The organism is Bacillus cereus group sp. BfR-BA-01360, from assembly GCF_022663595.1.
Classification (GTDB): Bacteria; Bacillota; Bacilli; order Bacillales; family Bacillaceae_G; genus Bacillus_A; species Bacillus_A cytotoxicus.
In genome coordinates, this window is sequence record NZ_JAKUFV010000013.1 from 16170 (window position 1) to 35166 (window position 18997).

The window sequence follows — 18997 nt, forward strand, 5'->3', positions numbered from 1 at the left end:
ATATTACTCTCCTATATTACATTTCCTGATGTATTGTGAAAAATAAGCTGAAAGAAGGAATGAACGATGGAAACGATTGTGCAAAAATTCGGCGGTACTTCTGTCGGAAATATTCAACGCATTCAACATGTCGCTAATTTAATGATCGAAGAGTACGAAAAAGGACATAATGTCGTCACTGTCGTCTCAGCAATGGGCAAAAGTACTGACGAACTCGTTGCACTTGCTACTTCTATTACAGAAAATCCAAGTAAGCGCGAATTAGACATGCTGCTGACAACTGGTGAACAAGTAACAATTTCACTCTTAACAATGGCATTGCAAACAAAAGGATATCAAGCGATTTCATTAACAGGTTGGCAAGCTGGTATTACAACTGAACCTGTGCACGGAAATGCTCGCATTACCGATATCCATACAGAGCGAATCCAATCTTATTTACAAGAAGGGACAATTGTTATTGTGGCTGGTTTCCAAGGATTAAGTGAAGAAAAAGAAATTACAACCCTAGGCCGAGGTGGTTCTGATACAACTGCTGTTGCATTAGCAGCTGCTCTTAAAGCAAAGAAATGTGATATTTATACGGACGTAACTGGTGTTTACACAACTGATCCACGCGTTGTAAATAATGCATATAAATTAGATGAAATCTCTTATGATGAAATGTTAGAACTTGCCAACTTAGGGGCTGGTGTCTTACATCCGCGTGCTGTTGAATTTGCGAAAAACCATAATGTCGTATTAGAAGTCCGTTCCAGTATGGAACAAGAAAACGGAACAATTGTAAGGGGAGAATGTAACATGGAACAACAATCCATCGTAAAAGGTATTGCATTTGAAGATAATATTACACGCGTTACAATAAAAGGATTAGAGCATGACTCATTATCAACGATTTTCTCTACATTAGCAGAGGCTCATATTAATGTTGATATTATTATTCAAAGTATTACAAATGAAGGAACTGTGCATCTATCTTTCTCTATTCATTCAAATGATTTAAGAGAAACATTAGAAGCATTAAAACAAAATCAAGAAACACTTCACTATGAATCTGTAGAATATGAAAATCATCTTGCGAAAGTATCCATTGTAGGTTCTGGGATGGTGTCCAATCCAGGCGTCGCTGCCCATATGTTCTCTACATTAAAAGAAGAAAACATTCATGTTAAAATGGTAAGTACATCTGAAATTAAAATATCTGTTGTTATTGATCGTCTACATTTAGTAGATGGTGTAGAAGCACTTCACCAAGCGTTTATGACAAAAGTTGAACCATTGGTACAAATGAATAAATAAACTTGCTACATAACAGCAAAGAATATTTCTTTGTTGTTATTTGTTCTCTAGCTAATTATGATTATGTTACACTATGAAACACGAAATGTTTTCCATATCATTTAAAAAGGTAAGAAAACAATATTGACATAATAAAAAACAATTTCCCCTTTTATATAGTGGAAATTGTTTTTTATGATTTGCAAATTAACTTCCAAAAAAGATACCTACAAGAGAGTAGATAATAACTGTGGAAAATAAAATTGTCATATGGAACAGTGAGAAAATAAACAATGATTTTGCCCATTTCTCTGAATCCATTTTTTTATACCCATAAATACTTAAGGCCAACCATAAAATGCTTAATAGAAGCGATACTAACATAAGGCCGATACTTAATGATCCTAAAAGAATACTTATGATAATTAAAATAACTAAATACACATTTGTTTGTATATATGTTCTTTTAACTCCCTTCACTACTGGAAGCATTGGAACGTTCGCAGCCTCATACTCTTTATGTTTACGAATCGCTATTGCATAGAAATGAGGCATTTGCCAAATAATCATAATAATAAAAAGACCGATAATAGCTGGATGTGTCACATCCGGATATATAGCAGCCCAACCGATAAGCGGCGGCATTGCTCCTGAAACACTTCCGATTTCTGTGTTGTAAATGGTTCTTCTTTTGCTCCACATTGTATATGGTACAATATATAAAAATAAACCTATAAACCCTAGTATTGCTGCTAAATATGTCGTTAGCGCAAGGAATACTAAACCAAAAATCGTCATAAATATTCCAAGCCATAGTGCTGTCTTCGGGCTTATATCTCCCGTTACAGTTGGTCTATTTTTTGTTCTCTCCATAATAGAGTCAATATCACGATCATATAAATTATTAAATGCCCCCGCTGCTCCTATTATTAAGATTGAACCTATAAAAGCAAATAGAATCTCTGGTATTTTTTCAAACGGGCTTATTTTATATTTATATAAAGCGAGTGTCAATCCAGCAAACATTGGCACCAAATTGGATTTAATAATTCCAGTTTTAATAGTTTGAGCCAAAATTTCCGGTCGTTGTCTTTGGGCATTTGTTACTTCTTTTTTCCTTCCCATAATATCTTTTCTCCCTTCCATTAAATTATCTTACTACAATAGAACAAATGATTCCTACTTTTTTATCCACTATTTTAGGGCAGTGAAATCTCCATCTAAAAAGTTAAGTACATGAAAGAAAGGCGATGAGAAATAATTGCCCGTTAATATGTGATAAAGAGTATGAATCTTCTCGGTCACTTCATTTTTTCTGCTATGTATCGTTCACAAATTATATACGAATTCGAACTTATATACCACTCGGTATATTAATACCTCATGATATAATTGTCAAGAGAGGGGGTATATTATGAGCCGCCAAAGATTAACCCAAGAACAACGAAAACATGAAACACGAAAGTTACTTTTAGAATCCGCTTTTGAAACATTTGCTAAATTAGGCTTCCATGGAGCTTCTGTTGATAAGATTGCAGAACATGCTGGATTTAGTAAAGGAGCCGTTTATGCTCATTTTCATACGAAAGAAGAACTATTTCTAGCAATTGTAGAAAGACAAATGCATCTATATGTGCAAGATATTTGTATCATGATAGAAAAAGAGCAATCATTAGCAAGCTTTATCGAGAAAATGGACCAATATTCCCATTCTCTTAGACAGAAAACAAAAACATGGAACATGCTTACTATGGAATTTCTTCTATATGCAATGCGTGAGGAATCAGTGCGAGATAAATGGGCAAGATTGATTGCTGATGCGGTAGAACAAATTTCTAAGTCTATTGAAAATTTCATACAAAACACAGACTATCAAGCTACTTTATCAGCAAAAGAAATAGCGTGGACTATCCTTTCATTAGAAAACGGTATATCTATATTTTATAATATCAGCCAGCAGCATATTCCGATGAACCTATATAAAAAGGCTCTACAAAACATGTTGCTATCCTTCGACACAAACATGTAAAAATTTCTTTCATTACATAATGAAAAGCACATTTTATATCCCATTAAAATGTGCTTTTTTATCACCTTCCCCTCGCTTCCCTACTGATTTAAATCGGGCATATAACTGTCCTGTTTACTGTAACTACTCAATCAGTGCGATACAAAACAGTAAGATAAATAAGATCATGTGCTGATATTCCTAAAAAATTTAGATACGGAATATGATTAATCCTAAATACTATAAAAGCATGTACAATACTTCAAACAGTTCCCGCGTCTTACTCCATATCTAATTTAAAATATGTTATCAAGAGTCCAATTACAGACAACAGCATAGAAACGATTCCTAAATCAATACCGATCACATAAGAAAAACACCTATATAATAACTGTCAATCACTAATTTATACTCGTTTTATGATTATAAAAAAGGATAGCGGTTCTATGATTGAACCAACTATCCTTTACATACTTTCTATTTAAAACAAATGAATGTTTTCCTTCTTACAAGCTTCCCGCATTTCATCAGGCCATACAGAAGATTGAACTTCACCGATATGTGCTTTACGTAAGAAATACATGCACATTCTTGATTGTCCAATGCCACCACCAATTGTTAATGGTAGTACATCTTCTAAAATTCCTTTATGGAAATCGTAATCGCGTTTGAAGTCTTCTCCAGCTTTCGTTAGCTGTTCGTCAAGTGATTGACTATCCACACGAATTCCCATTGAAGATAATTCAAATGAAGATTGAAGTACGGGATGCCAGAATAAAATATCACCATTTAATTTCCAGTCATCATAGTCAGCTGCACGTCCATCATGTTTTTCACCAGAGCGAAGTACATCACCAATTCCAATAATAAAGACCGCACCATATTCTTTCGCAATTGCATGTTCACGCTCTTTCGGTGTTAGCTCTGGATATTTATCTTCTAATTCTTGCGAAGTAATAAATGCAATATCTTCTGGTAAATATTTACCGAGGAATGGGTACTTTTCAAATAAATGGTCTTCTAAATCTTTAAATATTCCATAAATCGTCCGTACTGTCTCTTGCAAGTATTCCACTGTACGCCATTCTTTTTGAACAATTTTTTCCCAATCCCACTGGTCAACGTAAATGGAATGTGTTGCATCAAGCTCTTCATCACGGCGAATCGCATTCATGTTTGTATATAAACCTTCACCAGCTTCATAGCCATATTCATGTAGCGCAAATCGTTTCCACTTCGCTAGTGAATGAACAATTTCTAATTCTTCTCCTGAATGTAGCATATCAAATTCAATTGGGCGTTCTACACCGTTTAAGTGATCATTTAAACCTGATTTTTTCGTTACGAATAATGGTGCAGATACACGGAATAGTCCAAGTCGTTTTGCCAATTGATCTTCAAAGAATGTTTTAACTTCCTTGATTGCGATTTGTGTTTCTCTTACTGTCATTAATGATTGATACATGTCCATTTCCTCCTAAAATGTTTGGATGTAATGGAAAGAAACCAATCAAAAAAGCCTTTCTTTCCCAAAAAACTGGGACGAAAGGCTTTGGTTCCGCGGTACCACCCAAATTAGCAACAGAGGTTGCTCACTTATACAGTACGGAGATACAAATCTCGATACTGTTCTTCTTGTAACGGCGAAGTTCCCGGCTAAGTCTACTTTCCATAGTTGGATTTCGGTTAGCGACTCCAGGAGGTTCTTCATAATAGGTTTCGTATCAGGCTTACACCATCCCTGACTCGCTTTGACTACGTCCTACTACTACTCGTCCTTTCATAGTCTTTTTTGTTGTCACATCTCTGAAACATTTTATTAATGATTATTTTATACAAAAAACAAAGAAAGTCAATGAATTTTTAAAAATATGTTTCAATTCTTTATTTTAAGTCTTTATTGATTGTTGTTAATATGCTATCTTTACTTCTTTTGCCTCGTCAATCCGAAAAACGTTTCACTGACCGAAACGAACATATACACAGCAATTAATATAATCGTTCGAAATATAGAATCCGCAGTATTTCTTATTATTTTCATTTTCTTTGTAATTCCTTTCAATATTACTTGCAAATTCATGATATACTATAGCATTCAAGTCGTTTTTTATTTAAAACAAACATAGTCCTTTATCAAGATTATTTTCTCAATGATTGACTATTATTAAATAATGTCTTTATATAGCGGAGTGATGATGTGAGTAAAACGAAAGCGAAACCGAAAAAAGGTGTAGGACAAGGTACAGGAAGCAAAGGATGGAACCGTTGGCAATCAAGCGCAAGAAAAAAGAAAATTGCAAAGCCATATAAAAATAAAAGTAAAGGGACTAACAAATAAATTTTGTTTTATTTCTTTACTTTGTTCAAAACAAAATAAAATTATTACAGCAAAAAAGCTATGCTTTCATCTAGGTGAAAGCATAGCTTTTTTTACATTTAAATCATAAGTATATCCCGAATTTCTTCCTCCGTAATAGAAAATAATTTCTCTTCCCCCGGTTCAATCACTTCAGCAATTAAATTTTTCTTACTCTCTTGAAGTTCATGTATCTTTTCTTCAATTGTTCCGCGGGCTACTAACTTAATCACTTGTACTGTATTTTTTTGCCCCATTCGGTACGCCCTATCCGCCGCTTGTTGCTCAACTGCTGGATTCCACCATAAATCGTATAATATTACCGTATCTGCACCAGTTAAATTGAGACCAGTACCACCAGCTTTTAAAGAAATAAGAAATAGATCTCCTTCTCCTTCATTAAACCGATTGCATAGCTCTACACGCTCTTGTGATGGTGTATTCCCGTCTAAATAAAAGTATGGAATGGCTTGACGATTTAGCTCACGACCAATAATAGAAAGCATCTTCGTAAATTGAGAAAAAATTAAAATACGCTTCCCTGTACTTCTACATTCCTCTAAAATTTCTAACAATTGTTCAAATTTAGCTGAACTCCCCTTGTAATCATCAACAAATAAAGCGGGATGACAACAAATTTGTCGCAATCTCGTTAAACCAGCTAAAATTCTAATTTTATTTTTACGTAACGTATCTTTATCTAAATGCTTTAACGTTTCTTCTCTTAACTTTGCTAAATACGCTGCATAAAGTCGCTTTTGATCTGGTAATAACTCCGATGATTGTAAGTGTTCTATTTTATCTGGCAACTCATTTAATACGTCTTCTTTTAGCCTTCTTAATACAAATGGTTTCACTCGCTTCGCTATATCTTCACGTCTTAAATCGCCGAACTCTTTTTTTCCTGGTAGTAGTTCTGGAAAAACGACATAAAAAATCGACCATAGCTCTTCTAATGAATTTTCTACAGGTGTTCCCGTTAATCCAAAACGGTACTCAGCCTGAATTGTTTTCACCGCTTTTGCAGTTTGCGTCGTATGATTTTTAAATGCCTGCGCCTCATCTAAAAATAATGTATGAAATGGCTCTGAATACAGCCTCACATCTCGTCGTAATAAAGGATACGATGTAATCACCACATCGAAATTCGTTATATTCCTTAAACTATTCCGGCGCTCTATTTGCTTCCCATCTACAATCATTGCTCGTATATGAGGAGCAAATTTTCGAATTTCATGAAGCCAGTTATACACTAACGAAGACGGTGCCACAACTAAGACAGGCAGCTTTTTTTTCCGAATTTCAGGCAAAACGGAGACAATGTACGCAATACTCTGAAGCGTTTTGCCAAGTCCCATATCATCTGCTAATATACCGCCAAAGCGATAATGTGCTAACGTCTTCATCCATGCAAATCCATACTTTTGATACTCTCTAAGTACTGTCGTTATTCCCTCTGGTATAGGAAATTTAAGATTTCTAGGATTTTGAATATTTTCTATCAAATCTTGAACAGATTGGTCCATATTTAAAATGTTTCCTTCTTGAAGTGAGCTTAGCCATTTTATACTACGCACAAGCGGTACATTCACTTCTTTTCCTTGTAAAAAATCTTTTCGAATACCTGATTCTTTTACAAATTGGTTGACCTCGTTAAATTCTTTACTTTCAAGTGATAACAAGGATCCATTCGCCAATCGGTAATATTTTCGCTTCTCTTCCAGCGCTGCCAGCACTCCCTTAATTTCAGCTTCTGGAATTCCTTTTATGTCAAATCGAAATGATAACCAATCTATTCGCTCTTTTCGCCTTACTCGTACAAGAGGGGCACTGCCCCCTTTTACAATCCGCAACTGAATCGCTGTCGTCGCGTAAACAGTAAGCAACTTTTTTAACCTTGGAACAACATGATATAAGAAATGATATTCCGCTTCCTCATTGTGCATAAAATAGCCGCCTTCCGTTTTCGCAAAGGCACTTTCATCCATAATCCGCAATATTTCCCGCTCTTTCTTCTCATCTCGATTTAAAACAGTCGGTTGCCCCTCTTCTAGCGGATTGATTACAACGTTCCCATATTGAAATTCAAGTCCTGCTAATAAGCGATTTTTCACTCGATCTAAAAATAGTTTTGCTTTTAAAGAAGGCATTTCAAACCTTTCTGATACTACTTCATCCATCCGAACTGTCCCAATCTTCATTAACCCTGGTACAACCTTTTGGATAAACGGCTCTATTTTATCACTTGGAATATGAAATTGATTACGTATGGACTGGTTCATCATCTTTTTTAAGGCAATAAGCCTATTACAATCCTCTATCGTTAAAGAATATAGCTTTCCTTCTAAAAGAGCATACCCATACGCACTCATCACGTCCACCTTTTGCAAGCCAGCAATTTTCAACATATAACCGCTGTTTTCTCCCTTATGAAATGCAAACGTTAAAGGTAACAATCCCCCTGAAATATGAAATCCATTGTGTACTTGCTCACCTTGTATAAAACTCACAAAAGAAGCTTTAGACAGCAAAGTAAGCATCTCCTCCCAAGAAGCGGGCGGAATAAAAATCATACTTTCATCTTGTTCAGAATGTATTTGCAACGATTCTACGTACATTTTCTCATTTTGATAAATTTGAATAAGTCGCTGAATAATTGTATCTGTTTCTTGTTCGAAACTATGTTCTTCTGGTATGTAAGTAAAATCATTTGTACATGTAAAAGATTCTCTTCGCTCGACCTGATGTAGAAATTCTCTAATCTTATGTATAAAGTATTGTTTCTTTAACCGTAATTGGATACCTAATACCGCTCCGCCGCTTTTCAAAGATACTGGCACACAAATGAATTCCACATCTAGTACTTCACGTGTATCGAAACGATGCTGCTTACTCTTTGGACGTAGCGGCTTTTGGTCAAATAGGTGCAACATACCATTTGCCAATCGCTCATCTTCAGTGTATATAGAACTTGATTTTTGATTTATCTCAAGCGATTGCTCTTGTTGAAAATGATTGATGGAGAATAATACAGCTGCAATATGCTGACAGTATAATGGGATAGACGCAAGTGAAGGACATGTACACGTTCCAACAACATTACCATGATTCGCTTTTTCTATCACAACATAAAAATCTTCCGTCCCTTTCACAGTTGCCTCATAAACATTGCTCTCAACATGATAATTTGTAATATGTACCCGATTTTCTCGATAATACATTTCACCTTTTTTATATGCAGCTTCTCCACATAACCGTTTAATCATTGTTTTATTTACCATACATGTAATCCTTTCTTTGAAATCAAAATCCTCCGCCGACTAAAACGATATTAAAAAATATTAAACCATATATTCATTCTTCTATTCCCATTTTATATAGAACACTTACTCTTATACAACATTTTACATGCATATATACGAAAAGGGATTGCAGCTTTCACACCGCATCCCTTTTTTCTACATGAGTTTTTGAACTCCTTGAACAGCTTCATATCCAAAATACATACCAAATCCAACTAATATGATTCCTGCTGCAAGAGAAATCCATTTCATGATACGATCATTAACAAATTTTCTACCGAAGTGAATCGTCGTTGCCATAAATAAGTCCCAAATCATAATCCCGACAAATATCATAATGCTGTATAGCAATGCTTTTTCCTTACCTACAGTACCAATCGCACTTGTTAAAACTGCACCGTAGATTCCAATCCAAAATACAATATTAAGCGGATTAGAAATTGCAATGAAAAAACCAGCGGCAAATGATTTCATCGGATGTTCTTTTTCCTCGTTTTCTATACTGTCAACCTGCTTAGAAGCATCTCTTATACTTTCATAACCGAGATACAAGAGTGTAAAAAAACCGAATACCCAAATCATTAATTTGGCAATAGGTGTTGTTAAATACGTAGAGACACCAAAATAAATAAGAAACATCATCATAACATCAGCTAACATCGCACCTACCCCTACAAGCCATGCGCTTAAAAATCCGTTTTTTATTCCCTTATTTATTTGCGCAACATTGATAGGACCAACTGGTGCTGATAAAGAAACCCCAAGCAATACGTAACTAAAAAGAACGCTAATCACGGTTCCTCTCATCTCCTTTATATGTACTCCTAAACGAAATGTATATTCCATTATATCCTTTCATCGCAGAAAATTAACAATTTCCTGAATTTAAAAAGAGAAAGAATACTCACCTATCCCGTAACCCTGAAAGCAGAATTCCGTGTTGCAACTTCTCTATCGTATCCAACAGCCAACGCTGCGGAAGACATGCAGCTATTTTTTTACTGTTGTCGGCATAACTTCAATCGGAAAATAATATCCAGCGATTAAGCATGTTGGTAGAATCACTGAAGCTCTCCTTTATACGAAAGCTTTGACCCCTTCTATCACAAGTCCAATTACAAAGCCACATACAGCACCATTGACACGAATCCATTGCAAATCTTTCCCTACATTTTTCTCAATCATTGTAATAAGTGTTTGATCATCTAATTTATCTAAGTTCTCTTGCACAAGTTGTCCAATTTTTGAATGATTGTTTTCCACAAGTTTCACAATTTGCTTTTGCAACCAATTCTCCATTTTTTGCACTACTTCTGCATCTTCTTTTATTTTATTGAGCTGCTTCATCATAAACGGCAACAAATACTGATCTGTAAATTCTTCTTTTTTAATAAAAGTTACTGCTCTTTCTTGTACTTGGTCTAATAGTTCTTTTATTTTTTCAGCTGCATTCCAGTTCGCAATCCACGTTTCTTTCCATTTTTGTAACTCCTGTAATACTGCTTCATTTTCTTTTACTTGAACGAACTCCTCACGCATTTTCATTATGATAAGCTGTCTCGTACGATTATGAGGATTTTGCAAACTATGAATGTTACTTATGACAAATTTCTGCAATATATTTCCGATTTTTTCTTCATCGACAATATTCATAAATGATTTTAATGTAAATTGCAAAAAGCCATCTACTTTTATATTTTCCATCGCTTTCATCCCTAAGCTTCCAAGCTGATACCGCGCTTCATCTTGCGCGGTCCATTCCTTTGCTTTCGCTAACATATAATCAAGCGCCTTCTCATCATATTCTTGCCTTACGAGTTGATCCATTAAAATTTGCAGTATATTTCCTGTATCGATTGTATGCAAGTATGTTTTTAATTCTTTTTCTACAATAACAGCAAGTTTTTCTGTATTCATTTGCCGAATCGCTTTTTCAATAATCGTAACAAATCCTTTTTTGACCGTTTCTGATTGCAGTTCTCTTTCTGCAATTTGTAGTACCATTTGTGTTAACTGCAACTCTTTCAGTTTGCTTGTAATACTTTCCTTTGTCAGCCAATCATTTTCTAATGTTGTAACAAGACCTTTTGTCATACGTTTGCGATTTTTCGGTAAAAGCGCTGTATGCGGAATAGGAAGTCCCATCGGATGACGAAATAAAGCGGTAACCGCAAACCAGTCAGCGAGTCCCCCTACTAACCCTGCTTCAAAACCACCTTGCATAATTTCTCCTGCTACTACATGTTGAAACGGAATAGTAGCAACAAATCCAATTCCCATCACACCAAGAGAAATTCCTGCTATATATTTTGATTGTAATGACATTGTACACACACCCTCTTTATGTAAACTGAAAAATTTGTTCCATCATTATCTGTAAAAGTCCATATATATACTATAAAGAACCTCTTTAAAAATAACAAAGAAAATCCCACTGAATAAAGTTTCACTTTATTGATAGCAGGATTGTTCTCTTTACATATCGAAGCTTTTATATAACAAAATCATGAGGAGGCTTCATAAGTGAGATTAACAGTAATTGGTGGCGGTGATTTACAAAATGGAAATCACCTTCCTATTAACGAAAGGCTTGTAGAACTAACGTATAAACAGTCTCCAAACGTATTATTCATTCCAACAGCGAGTCATGACGATGAAAATTATATTGAATCATTTTTCAATGTCTTTGGAAAACAATTAAACTGTGAGGTTCATGTTTTACGCACATTAAATAGGACACCGAGCAAAAAGGAACAGGACGCTCTCATTCATGCTGCAGATCTCATTTATCTTGGCGGTGGAAACTACATCCATATGATGGAATGTTGGAAAACATATGAAATAGATAAAAGTTTACAGCGTGCATTACAAAAGGAAACATTAATTGCAGGAGTTAGCGCTGGTGCTATGTGTTGGTTTACTTCTAGCATTCGTTCAAATGAGGAACGAAATGATTATGCGGAAGCACTTGGATGGGGAATCATCAACAAAAGATTTTGTCCGCATTATCATCAACCAGACCGGGCCATCGCCTTTCACTCACTTTTACAACGTTATGAAGGAAATATAGAAGGTATTGCTTTAGAAGATGATTGTGCCATTTACATTACTGAAAATTCATTTGAGATTATTGGAAAACCAGAAAAAGCTTGGGAATTTTACACGAGTAATGGAGAGCTGAGTAGGCAGCATCTTGACGTTACGTTAAAAAGTTATTTATAAAAATAGCAATACCCCTCCATACAGGGTATTGCTATTTTCTAACTCACAAGTCGTGTAATTCGTTTTTTCTTCCATACAAATCGATAATAGCCATATTGTAAAAGCAAGCTCACAATAAAGGCAGCTGGATAGCCAATCCATATTCCTTCTATGCCAAGGTCAGTATGGTACGATAATACATAGGCAACAGGAACCTCTACAAGCCAAATCGATACGACACCGATAATCGTCGGCCAAAGTACTGTTCCACTTGCACGCATAGTAGCACCAATAATTTGCGCATGTCCAAAAATTAAATAGCTCCATAACGTAATCATTACTAAGCTATGCGCAATATCAATTGTACTTGAGCTTGTTAAAAATAGTGATAAAATTTCTCTTGCGAATAAGTAAATGAGAGCAATTAAGACGCCCCCAATGACATAATTCATAATAATACCAGCTCGAACGACTTTTTGTAATCGTCCAAACTGATTCGCACCAATTGATTGTGCAGCAAAGATGGAAACAGTAATTCCAAGACTAACTGCTGGCATTTGTACATAGCTTGCTACTTGATTCACAACTCCGTATGCCGCAGTTGCATCCGAACCAAAGCGATTGACAAATGCAATAACCGCAATCTCAGATAAAGAAACTAAAATCATATTAATACTTGCTGGAATACCAAGACGCAGCAATAATTTGAGCAGCTCCCAATCCATGCGAAGGTATTTTCGTACCGTCTTATCTAACTGTAATGGATGGTTTTTCTTCTTTAAGTACATAAGCATTACAACAAACGTGATGATCGTTGAAATAACAGACGCATAAGCTGCCCCATACACATCAAGCTTCGGAAGTCCGAGCCATCCAAATACTAAAAGCGGTAATAAAATCGTGTTTAAAGCTGTACTGACAATTAAGAAATAAAATGGCGTTTTGGAATCCCCTGTTCCGCGCATAAACGTTGTATAAGCAAAATATAAAAATAAAACTGGCATCGAAATAAATAAAATCCGTGCATAATGCACACTCGTATCAATAATATTGGCTGGCGTACCCATAAAGCGCATAATATCCATTGCAAATATACTTCCAACAATCGCTAAAATAACCCCTATAATAAATGTAAACGTTAATGTTGTCCCAACAATTGCTTTTAAGCGCTCTTCATTTTTAGCCCCATACGCTTGACCAATTAAAATGGAACTACCAGATCCAATTCCAATTACAAATGAAACAAGTAAGAAAAAGAGTGGAAAGAACGCTGAAATAGCGGCTAAATCATGTTCACCAAGCCAGCGTCCTACAACTACCATACCAAATAATTGTCCAACTGATTGTAAAACATTACTTAACAGTAGAGGAACTAAAAATATGGACATCGATTTCCATATTGGTTTTTCCTTCATGTCTTGATTTTGTGATTCTACACTTTCTTTCATGTTCTCTACAGATGATTTCAATATTCATTTCTCCTTTATTTTAGGATTGCTCGGTTATATCCGCACTCTCCAAATGGTTGTAATTGTTCCAACCATTTTTCTTCTAGTTTTTTCAATTCTTCTTTCGGGTGAAAAGATTCTGTTTCTTTCTTTTGCAACACCTCTAATCCTTCAAACTTAAAGTCTTCTTCACCATATTGTTTTCATTCCTCTTGTAGTACCCGATTTATATGTGAACCTACATTTAGCTCAAAGCATCTTCCATTCATCATCTTTACATTCATTGTACTTTCTACACATATCTTTTGATTTTTTGTATCGGTAATTAAGTAAATGCCTGCTTCCACCTCTATCTCTTTGTATAGTTGTTTTTAATTCTGCTCTTTTATTCATTTTCCTCTTTCCTTTCTTATTATAACTTCACCCAATATTGGCTTCCATCATCAGTCCGATCAAGAAAACCATATTCGATTAAATACCTTCTTAACGTTACAAAATCGGAATATACACCTTTCAAAATTTCATTCACTTCTTTTTCGGTATACTTTTTGTTACGATTAAATTTCTTTATTAAATGACGCAATATAATTAATTTCCTTTTTTGTTTTTTTGGAAATTTAGCAAGCGGACCATCTAATCCTTCCGTAAAATGCATTTTTAATATTTCATCATTTTCTTCTTCGGTAATATTGTAACGATCGTCCACCATCGTAGCAGTTCTATGAATGGGTACAAATTTAGATGGCACGTTTTCCTTTTCTTCAGACAGTTCCATTAACGCTAAAAACACTCTTGCTTGCTTCATTTTCTCACGCAATGTAAAGCGATGATTACGAATCGTCGATGTACTTCCCCCATCCAGCTCTTTCACAATTTCTTTATCGCTATATCCCATATAAAAAAATTGAACCATCTTCTTTTGTAAATCTGTTAAGCCTGTATACTTTTTATCAAGATGCAATAAATAATCGAACATAGATATATGCTCATTTTGAATGTGTACTTGTACAAACTTTTCCGATTCATATAAAACTTGCTGATCCTGGTAAATAACTCCTTTTCTAAAGGACTCTCCACACGCTAAACAAATATAGGTTTCTGTTTCTTCCTCAAACACATATCCTTTCTTTAATTCTTCAATCGACGCATCCCAAAATTTCTCTGAAATATCACTCATACCAAACAATCCTCCACATGGTTTACTTTAAGTATAAACAAATCATAATATCGTTTATTATTCCCTTTTCATCTTAACATAACAAAAACAAACATTTCAATATTTCGTTTATTTATTTTATAAACATCTATAAAATATATCTACACATAATTAACATTGATAAAGAGAAGTCATTCTTTTAATAATCCCATACTTCGAATTTTTGCAAACAAAAAAGACGCTTTCTTTAAAATAGGAAGCATCTTTTCGTTCTTTATGATTACCATTATCATCTTGCGTTTTGCATAACTGTTTTTTTCTTCACACTGTTTACTAAAATTTGGCTCATTTTAATCATATCCTTTTTCCGATTTCTCTGACTCCATTCGTCTTGAAATTGATAGGTGCATCCACTAATTATAAGCATACAACTATATATAAAACAGATCTTTATTATTTTTTCACTACTCATTTCTATCACCCTCAATACAGAAAGCTAATAACCAAATCACAAAAGAAGTATGTATCGTTTTTCTTAACTTAAATAGTTTACATGAACCTTAAGTTAAGAAATATGCAATTATGCATATTTTAATTATTAATCTACGCGTTATGATTTAATACTACATAGAGGTGATTGATTTGAAATTTAAAGTGAAACAAAATCCGATTCATATTATTTTATTCTCTACGATTGCAATCGCTTTCATCATTCTTTTCTTTCTAGAAGATAGTCATTCACTTCTTAATACCTTTATGGTCGGAATGACCTTATATAATATAATTTCTTTCGGTCTACTTACAAATTCACTTCTTCCTCTCTCATTATTCATTGCGGTTTTGTAAGAACAGAAATTTTGTATGAAGACATTCGCCATATAAAATACTATGGTAAACCGCTCCATTCAGAGAAATGGACAAGACAACGACTTGAATTTGCATATGGACTATTTGATACTTTAACAGCTTGTGTACCGCAAAATGAAGACGAATTTCTTTCCGAATTAAAAAGCAAATGTCCAAATGTAAAAATATTAGATAGACACGTAAATTAAAAATAAGAGCACTGTCTCACTTTTATTATAAGTAGGACAGTGCTCTTATTCGCTTCTATGATAGAATATTTCAATTTAAAATTTTTATTCTTTCGGAGCAATCATTTTCTCCGGATCAACAATTTCGTCAAATTGTTCTTCTGTTAATAATCCTGACTGTAATGCTGCTTCTTTTAAAGTTAATCCCTCTTTATGTGCGTGCTTTGCAATTTTTGCTGCATTTTCATATCCAATATGCGGATTTAATGCTGTTACAAGCATTAAAGAACGATTCACATTTTGCTTAATTACTTCTTCGTTCGCTTCAATACCAACTGCACATTTATCATTGAATGAAACCATGGCATCCGCTAATAAGTGAGCAGATTGTAAGAAATTATAGGCAATAACCGGTTTAAATACATTTAACTCAAAGTTCCCTTGGCTAGCCGCAAATCCAATTGTTGCATCATTTCCCATTACTTGTGCTGCTACCATTGTTATAGCTTCACTTTGTGTTGGGTTTACCTTACCCGGCATAATAGAGCTACCCGGTTCATTTGCTGGAATAATAATTTCGCCAAGACCACTGCGCGGACCACTTGCAAGCCAGCGCACATCATTTGCAATCTTCATTAAATCAGCAGCTAATGCTTTTAGTGCACCATGTGCAAATACAACTTCATCATGACTTGTTAACGCATGGAACTTGTTCGGCGCAGAAACGAACTGTTTGCCTGTAAATTGGCTAATTTCTGCCGCTACCATCTCACCGAATTTAGGATGAGCATTAATCCCTGTTCCAACTGCAGTACCACCAATTGCTAACTCTTTCATATATGTATTACTCTCTGCAATCATGCGCTCCGTTTTTTCAAGCATACGATGCCATCCACTAATTTCTTGTCCTAATGTAAGCGGCGTAGCATCTTGCAAATGTGTACGACCAATTTTAATAATATGTTGAAAAGCGGTTACCTTTTCTGCTAATGTACCTTTTAACTTCGCAATAGCTGGTAATACATGCTCTTCCACTGCCATTACGCAAGCTACATGAAGAGCTGTTGGAAATGTATCATTTGAACTTTGAGACATATTTACATCGTCATTTGGATGAATATGTACATCAATCCCTTTTTCTTTCAAAATTTGATTCCCGCGATTCGCAATCACTTCATTCACATTCATATTTGATTGTGTACCACTACCTGTTTGCCATACAACAAGAGGGAAGTGTTCATTCCATTTCCCTTCCATAATTTCATCAGCTGCTTGTACAATCGCTTCTGCTTTTTCTTCAGCTAATTTTCCTAATTTTTGATTACTAATCGCAGCACTTTTCTTTAAAATAGCAAACGCCTTTACAATTTCAAGTGGCATACGCTCAGTGCCAATCGGAAAGTTCTCTTTACTACGCTGCGTTTGGGCTGCCCATAATTTGTCAGCTGGAACCTTCATTTCTCCTAATGTATCTCTTTCAATTCTATACTCCATTTTTTCATCCCCTTGAAAATAAAATATCTACATTTCTTATTTTAGCAGAATTCCAATCAAATGATAAGAATTCTCACTTCAGTACCTAAATAAAATAGAATGATTCCTTAGAATATAAAAAGTCACCTTCTGCTCTTAGCAGAAGGTGACTTTTTATTTATGATACTTGCTTTCCTTTTTCAGCATCATCTACATACCAAATAAATTTACCTGTATATCCATAAATAATTGCTAAAGCTAAAGATACGAAGCTTAGCCACATAAATGGAATGTATGATAATGTCGCTACTCCTAAAATACCGGCCATAAAAATACCATTATCAGACCACGGAACCATACCAGCTGTTAATGTTCCACCTACTTCAGAGTTACGAGCTAATACGCGGCGATCTAATTTTAATTTATCATAGTTTTCTTGCATAATTTTTGGAGTCAAAATTAACGATACGTACATCGCACAGCCAAATACATTTGCTAAGAAAGCTACAATTAATGTAGACAACGTTACATTTCCGGCAGAATTTAATTTCTTCTCAAATTTCGATACGATTACTTTTAAAACACCTAGTTTTTCAAGTAAGCCGCCAAATCCTAATCCAAAAATAATAACAGCTACTGAACCGAGCATACCGTTAATACCACCACGGTTTAATAACTTATCAATAAATTCAATCCCTGACTGAATTGAGAATCCATTATATGCTGTTCCAATTGCCTCCCCAAAGTGCATACCTTGAAAAAGCGTAGCCCAAATCGCTCCAAGAAGTGCTCCCATTGCAATTGTTGGCATAGATGGGCGCTTCATTGCCAATAGCATAATAACAATAAACGCTGGAACAAGCATCCATATGTTAATATCAAACTGCTTCAATAAAGCTCCTTTTAAAAACTCTACTTTGTTTAAATCAACATGATCTCCATCATACATCCAGCCAGCAATTGTAAACATAATTCCTGTAATGATATAAGCTGGGACGTCTAGTACAAGCATCGCTCGAACGTGTGCAATTACATCTACTTTTGCCATAGAAGCAGCAAGTACTGTACTATCTGAAAGTGGGGATAGTTTATCACCAAAATAAGCACCCGACAGCACTGCCCCAGCCACTAATGGAAGTGGCAATCCAAGCCCTTCTCCAATTGCCATCATCGCGATACCAGCTGTCCCAACTGTTCCCCATGATGTTCCTGTTGCAATCGAAGTAATGGAACAGATAATTAACGTTGCTAATAAGAATATACTCGGGTGAATAAACTCTAATCCATAATAGATTAATGTTGGCACAATGCCACCAGCAATCCATGTCCCAATGAGTGCCCCTACTGCAACTAAAATAAGAACGGCTTCTAATCCATTAGCAATTCCCTTTATAATTGCATCTTGCAATTCTTGATAACGAAATCCTAATCTGAGTCCTAGCGCAATCACTAAAAACCATGAAATAAATAGCGCTAATTGAATAGGGAGATTAAAAATCGTTTGAAAAGAAAAGACGACAGCAAGAAACAGTAATAACAAAATGATGATTTCTGGAATCGTCGGTAATCTTACACTTTTCATTTGCTTCTCTCCTTACAAGTCGATAACATGATGTGTGTCGTCTTACTTGTATACGATATACAGTTAGCAAAGACAAACTAAAATTTTCACATTATTTCGATTTATTCTTTTAATATAATATATATGACCCTCTCTATTGTAAAAGTAGATTGTCCTTTT

At 35.0% G+C, this 18997-nt stretch carries 15 protein-coding genes, 2 pseudogenes and 1 other annotated feature; of the genes and pseudogenes, 6 read left to right on the forward strand and 11 right to left on the reverse strand.

Annotated elements, in window-relative coordinates; all coding sequences use genetic code 11:
* The first annotated feature begins 66 nt into the window (after positions 1–66).
* Positions 67–1299 (forward strand): aspartate kinase, encoded by a 1233-nt coding sequence (locus tag MR056_RS13115; protein WP_087098385.1) that lies wholly within the window; start codon positions 67–69, stop codon positions 1297–1299.
* 186 nt (positions 1300–1485) lie between these two features.
* Here MR056_RS13115 and cyoE read toward each other — a convergent pair whose 3' ends face one another.
* Positions 1486–2403, reverse strand: coding sequence for a heme o synthase (cyoE, locus tag MR056_RS13120; RefSeq protein WP_087098383.1), 918 nt, complete (start codon positions 2401–2403; stop codon positions 1486–1488).
* Between the two features lie 289 nt (positions 2404–2692).
* Here cyoE and MR056_RS13125 point away from each other — a divergent pair, with 289 nt between their 5' ends.
* Entirely contained in the window at positions 2693–3307 is a 615-nt protein-coding gene (locus MR056_RS13125) for a TetR/AcrR family transcriptional regulator (RefSeq protein ID WP_087098381.1), read from the forward strand.
* 460 nt (positions 3308–3767) lie between these two features.
* Here the strand turns inward: MR056_RS13125 and asnA are convergent, their stop codons facing one another.
* The gene (gene asnA, locus MR056_RS13130; RefSeq protein WP_012093919.1) at positions 3768–4751 is read right to left on the reverse strand and encodes an aspartate--ammonia ligase; all 984 of its coding nucleotides are present in this window, start codon (positions 4749–4751) and stop codon (positions 3768–3770) included.
* Between the two features lie 70 nt (positions 4752–4821).
* Positions 4822–5079: a binding site (T-box leader), on the reverse strand.
* 404 nt (positions 5080–5483) lie between these two features.
* On the opposite strand from asnA, the gene MR056_RS13135 reads away from it, so the two are divergent.
* Positions 5484–5624, forward strand: coding sequence for a DUF3934 domain-containing protein (locus MR056_RS13135; protein ID WP_012093917.1), 141 nt, complete (start codon positions 5484–5486; stop codon positions 5622–5624).
* Between the two features lie 98 nt (positions 5625–5722).
* On the opposite strand, the gene MR056_RS13140 is transcribed toward MR056_RS13135, so the two are convergent.
* The 4 genes and pseudogenes from MR056_RS13140 to MR056_RS13155 all read right to left on the reverse strand — a co-directional run bounded on the left by MR056_RS13140 (position 5723) and on the right by MR056_RS13155 (position 11269).
* Positions 5723–8923, reverse strand: a complete 3201-nt coding sequence (locus MR056_RS13140) for a DEAD/DEAH box helicase (protein ID WP_255815961.1) — start codon at positions 8921–8923, stop codon at positions 5723–5725.
* A gap of 177 nt (positions 8924–9100) precedes the next feature.
* The gene (locus MR056_RS13145; RefSeq protein WP_239431030.1) at positions 9101–9751 is read right to left on the reverse strand and encodes a LysE family transporter; all 651 of its coding nucleotides are present in this window, start codon (positions 9749–9751) and stop codon (positions 9101–9103) included.
* 124 nt (positions 9752–9875) lie between these two features.
* Positions 9876–10009: pseudogene (locus MR056_RS13150) on the reverse strand (ABC transporter permease); the annotation flags it as partial.
* A 12-nt stretch (positions 10010–10021) separates the two neighbouring features.
* On the reverse strand, positions 10022–11269 hold the full coding sequence (locus MR056_RS13155) for a DUF445 domain-containing protein (protein WP_210351548.1): 1248 nt from the start codon (positions 11267–11269) through the stop codon (positions 10022–10024).
* A gap of 198 nt (positions 11270–11467) precedes the next feature.
* Here MR056_RS13155 and MR056_RS13160 point away from each other — a divergent pair, with 198 nt between their 5' ends.
* Positions 11468–12166, forward strand: coding sequence for a peptidase E (locus tag MR056_RS13160; protein ID WP_087094782.1), 699 nt, complete (start codon positions 11468–11470; stop codon positions 12164–12166).
* 38 nt (positions 12167–12204) lie between these two features.
* On the opposite strand, the gene MR056_RS13165 is transcribed toward MR056_RS13160, so the two are convergent.
* From MR056_RS13165 to MR056_RS13175, 3 genes and pseudogenes are all read right to left on the reverse strand, one after another.
* The gene (locus MR056_RS13165; protein ID WP_375293718.1) at positions 12205–13593 is read right to left on the reverse strand and encodes an MATE family efflux transporter; all 1389 of its coding nucleotides are present in this window, start codon (positions 13591–13593) and stop codon (positions 12205–12207) included.
* A 35-nt stretch (positions 13594–13628) separates the two neighbouring features.
* Positions 13629–13986, reverse strand: a pseudogene (locus MR056_RS22685) (GIY-YIG nuclease family protein).
* A gap of 19 nt (positions 13987–14005) precedes the next feature.
* Positions 14006–14770, reverse strand: coding sequence for a DUF2087 domain-containing protein (locus MR056_RS13175; protein ID WP_210351544.1), 765 nt, complete (start codon positions 14768–14770; stop codon positions 14006–14008).
* A gap of 621 nt (positions 14771–15391) precedes the next feature.
* Here MR056_RS13175 and MR056_RS22690 point away from each other — a divergent pair.
* Entirely contained in the window at positions 15392–15595 is a 204-nt protein-coding gene (locus tag MR056_RS22690) for a hypothetical protein (protein WP_345891814.1), read from the forward strand.
* 11 nt (positions 15596–15606) lie between these two features.
* On the forward strand, positions 15607–15804 hold the full coding sequence (locus MR056_RS22695) for a PH domain-containing protein (RefSeq protein WP_375293717.1): 198 nt from the start codon (positions 15607–15609) through the stop codon (positions 15802–15804).
* A gap of 84 nt (positions 15805–15888) precedes the next feature.
* Here MR056_RS22695 and fumC read toward each other — a convergent pair whose 3' ends face one another.
* Positions 15889–17277 carry a class II fumarate hydratase gene (fumC, locus tag MR056_RS13185; protein WP_012093909.1) on the reverse strand — a complete coding sequence of 463 codons (1389 nt, stop codon included), beginning with the start codon at positions 17275–17277 and terminating at the stop codon, positions 15889–15891.
* Between the two features lie 157 nt (positions 17278–17434).
* Positions 17435–18838 carry a Na+/H+ antiporter NhaC gene (gene nhaC, locus MR056_RS13190; RefSeq protein WP_048722752.1) on the reverse strand — a complete coding sequence of 468 codons (1404 nt, stop codon included), beginning with the start codon at positions 18836–18838 and terminating at the stop codon, positions 17435–17437.
* Between the last annotated feature and the right edge of the window lie 159 nt (positions 18839–18997).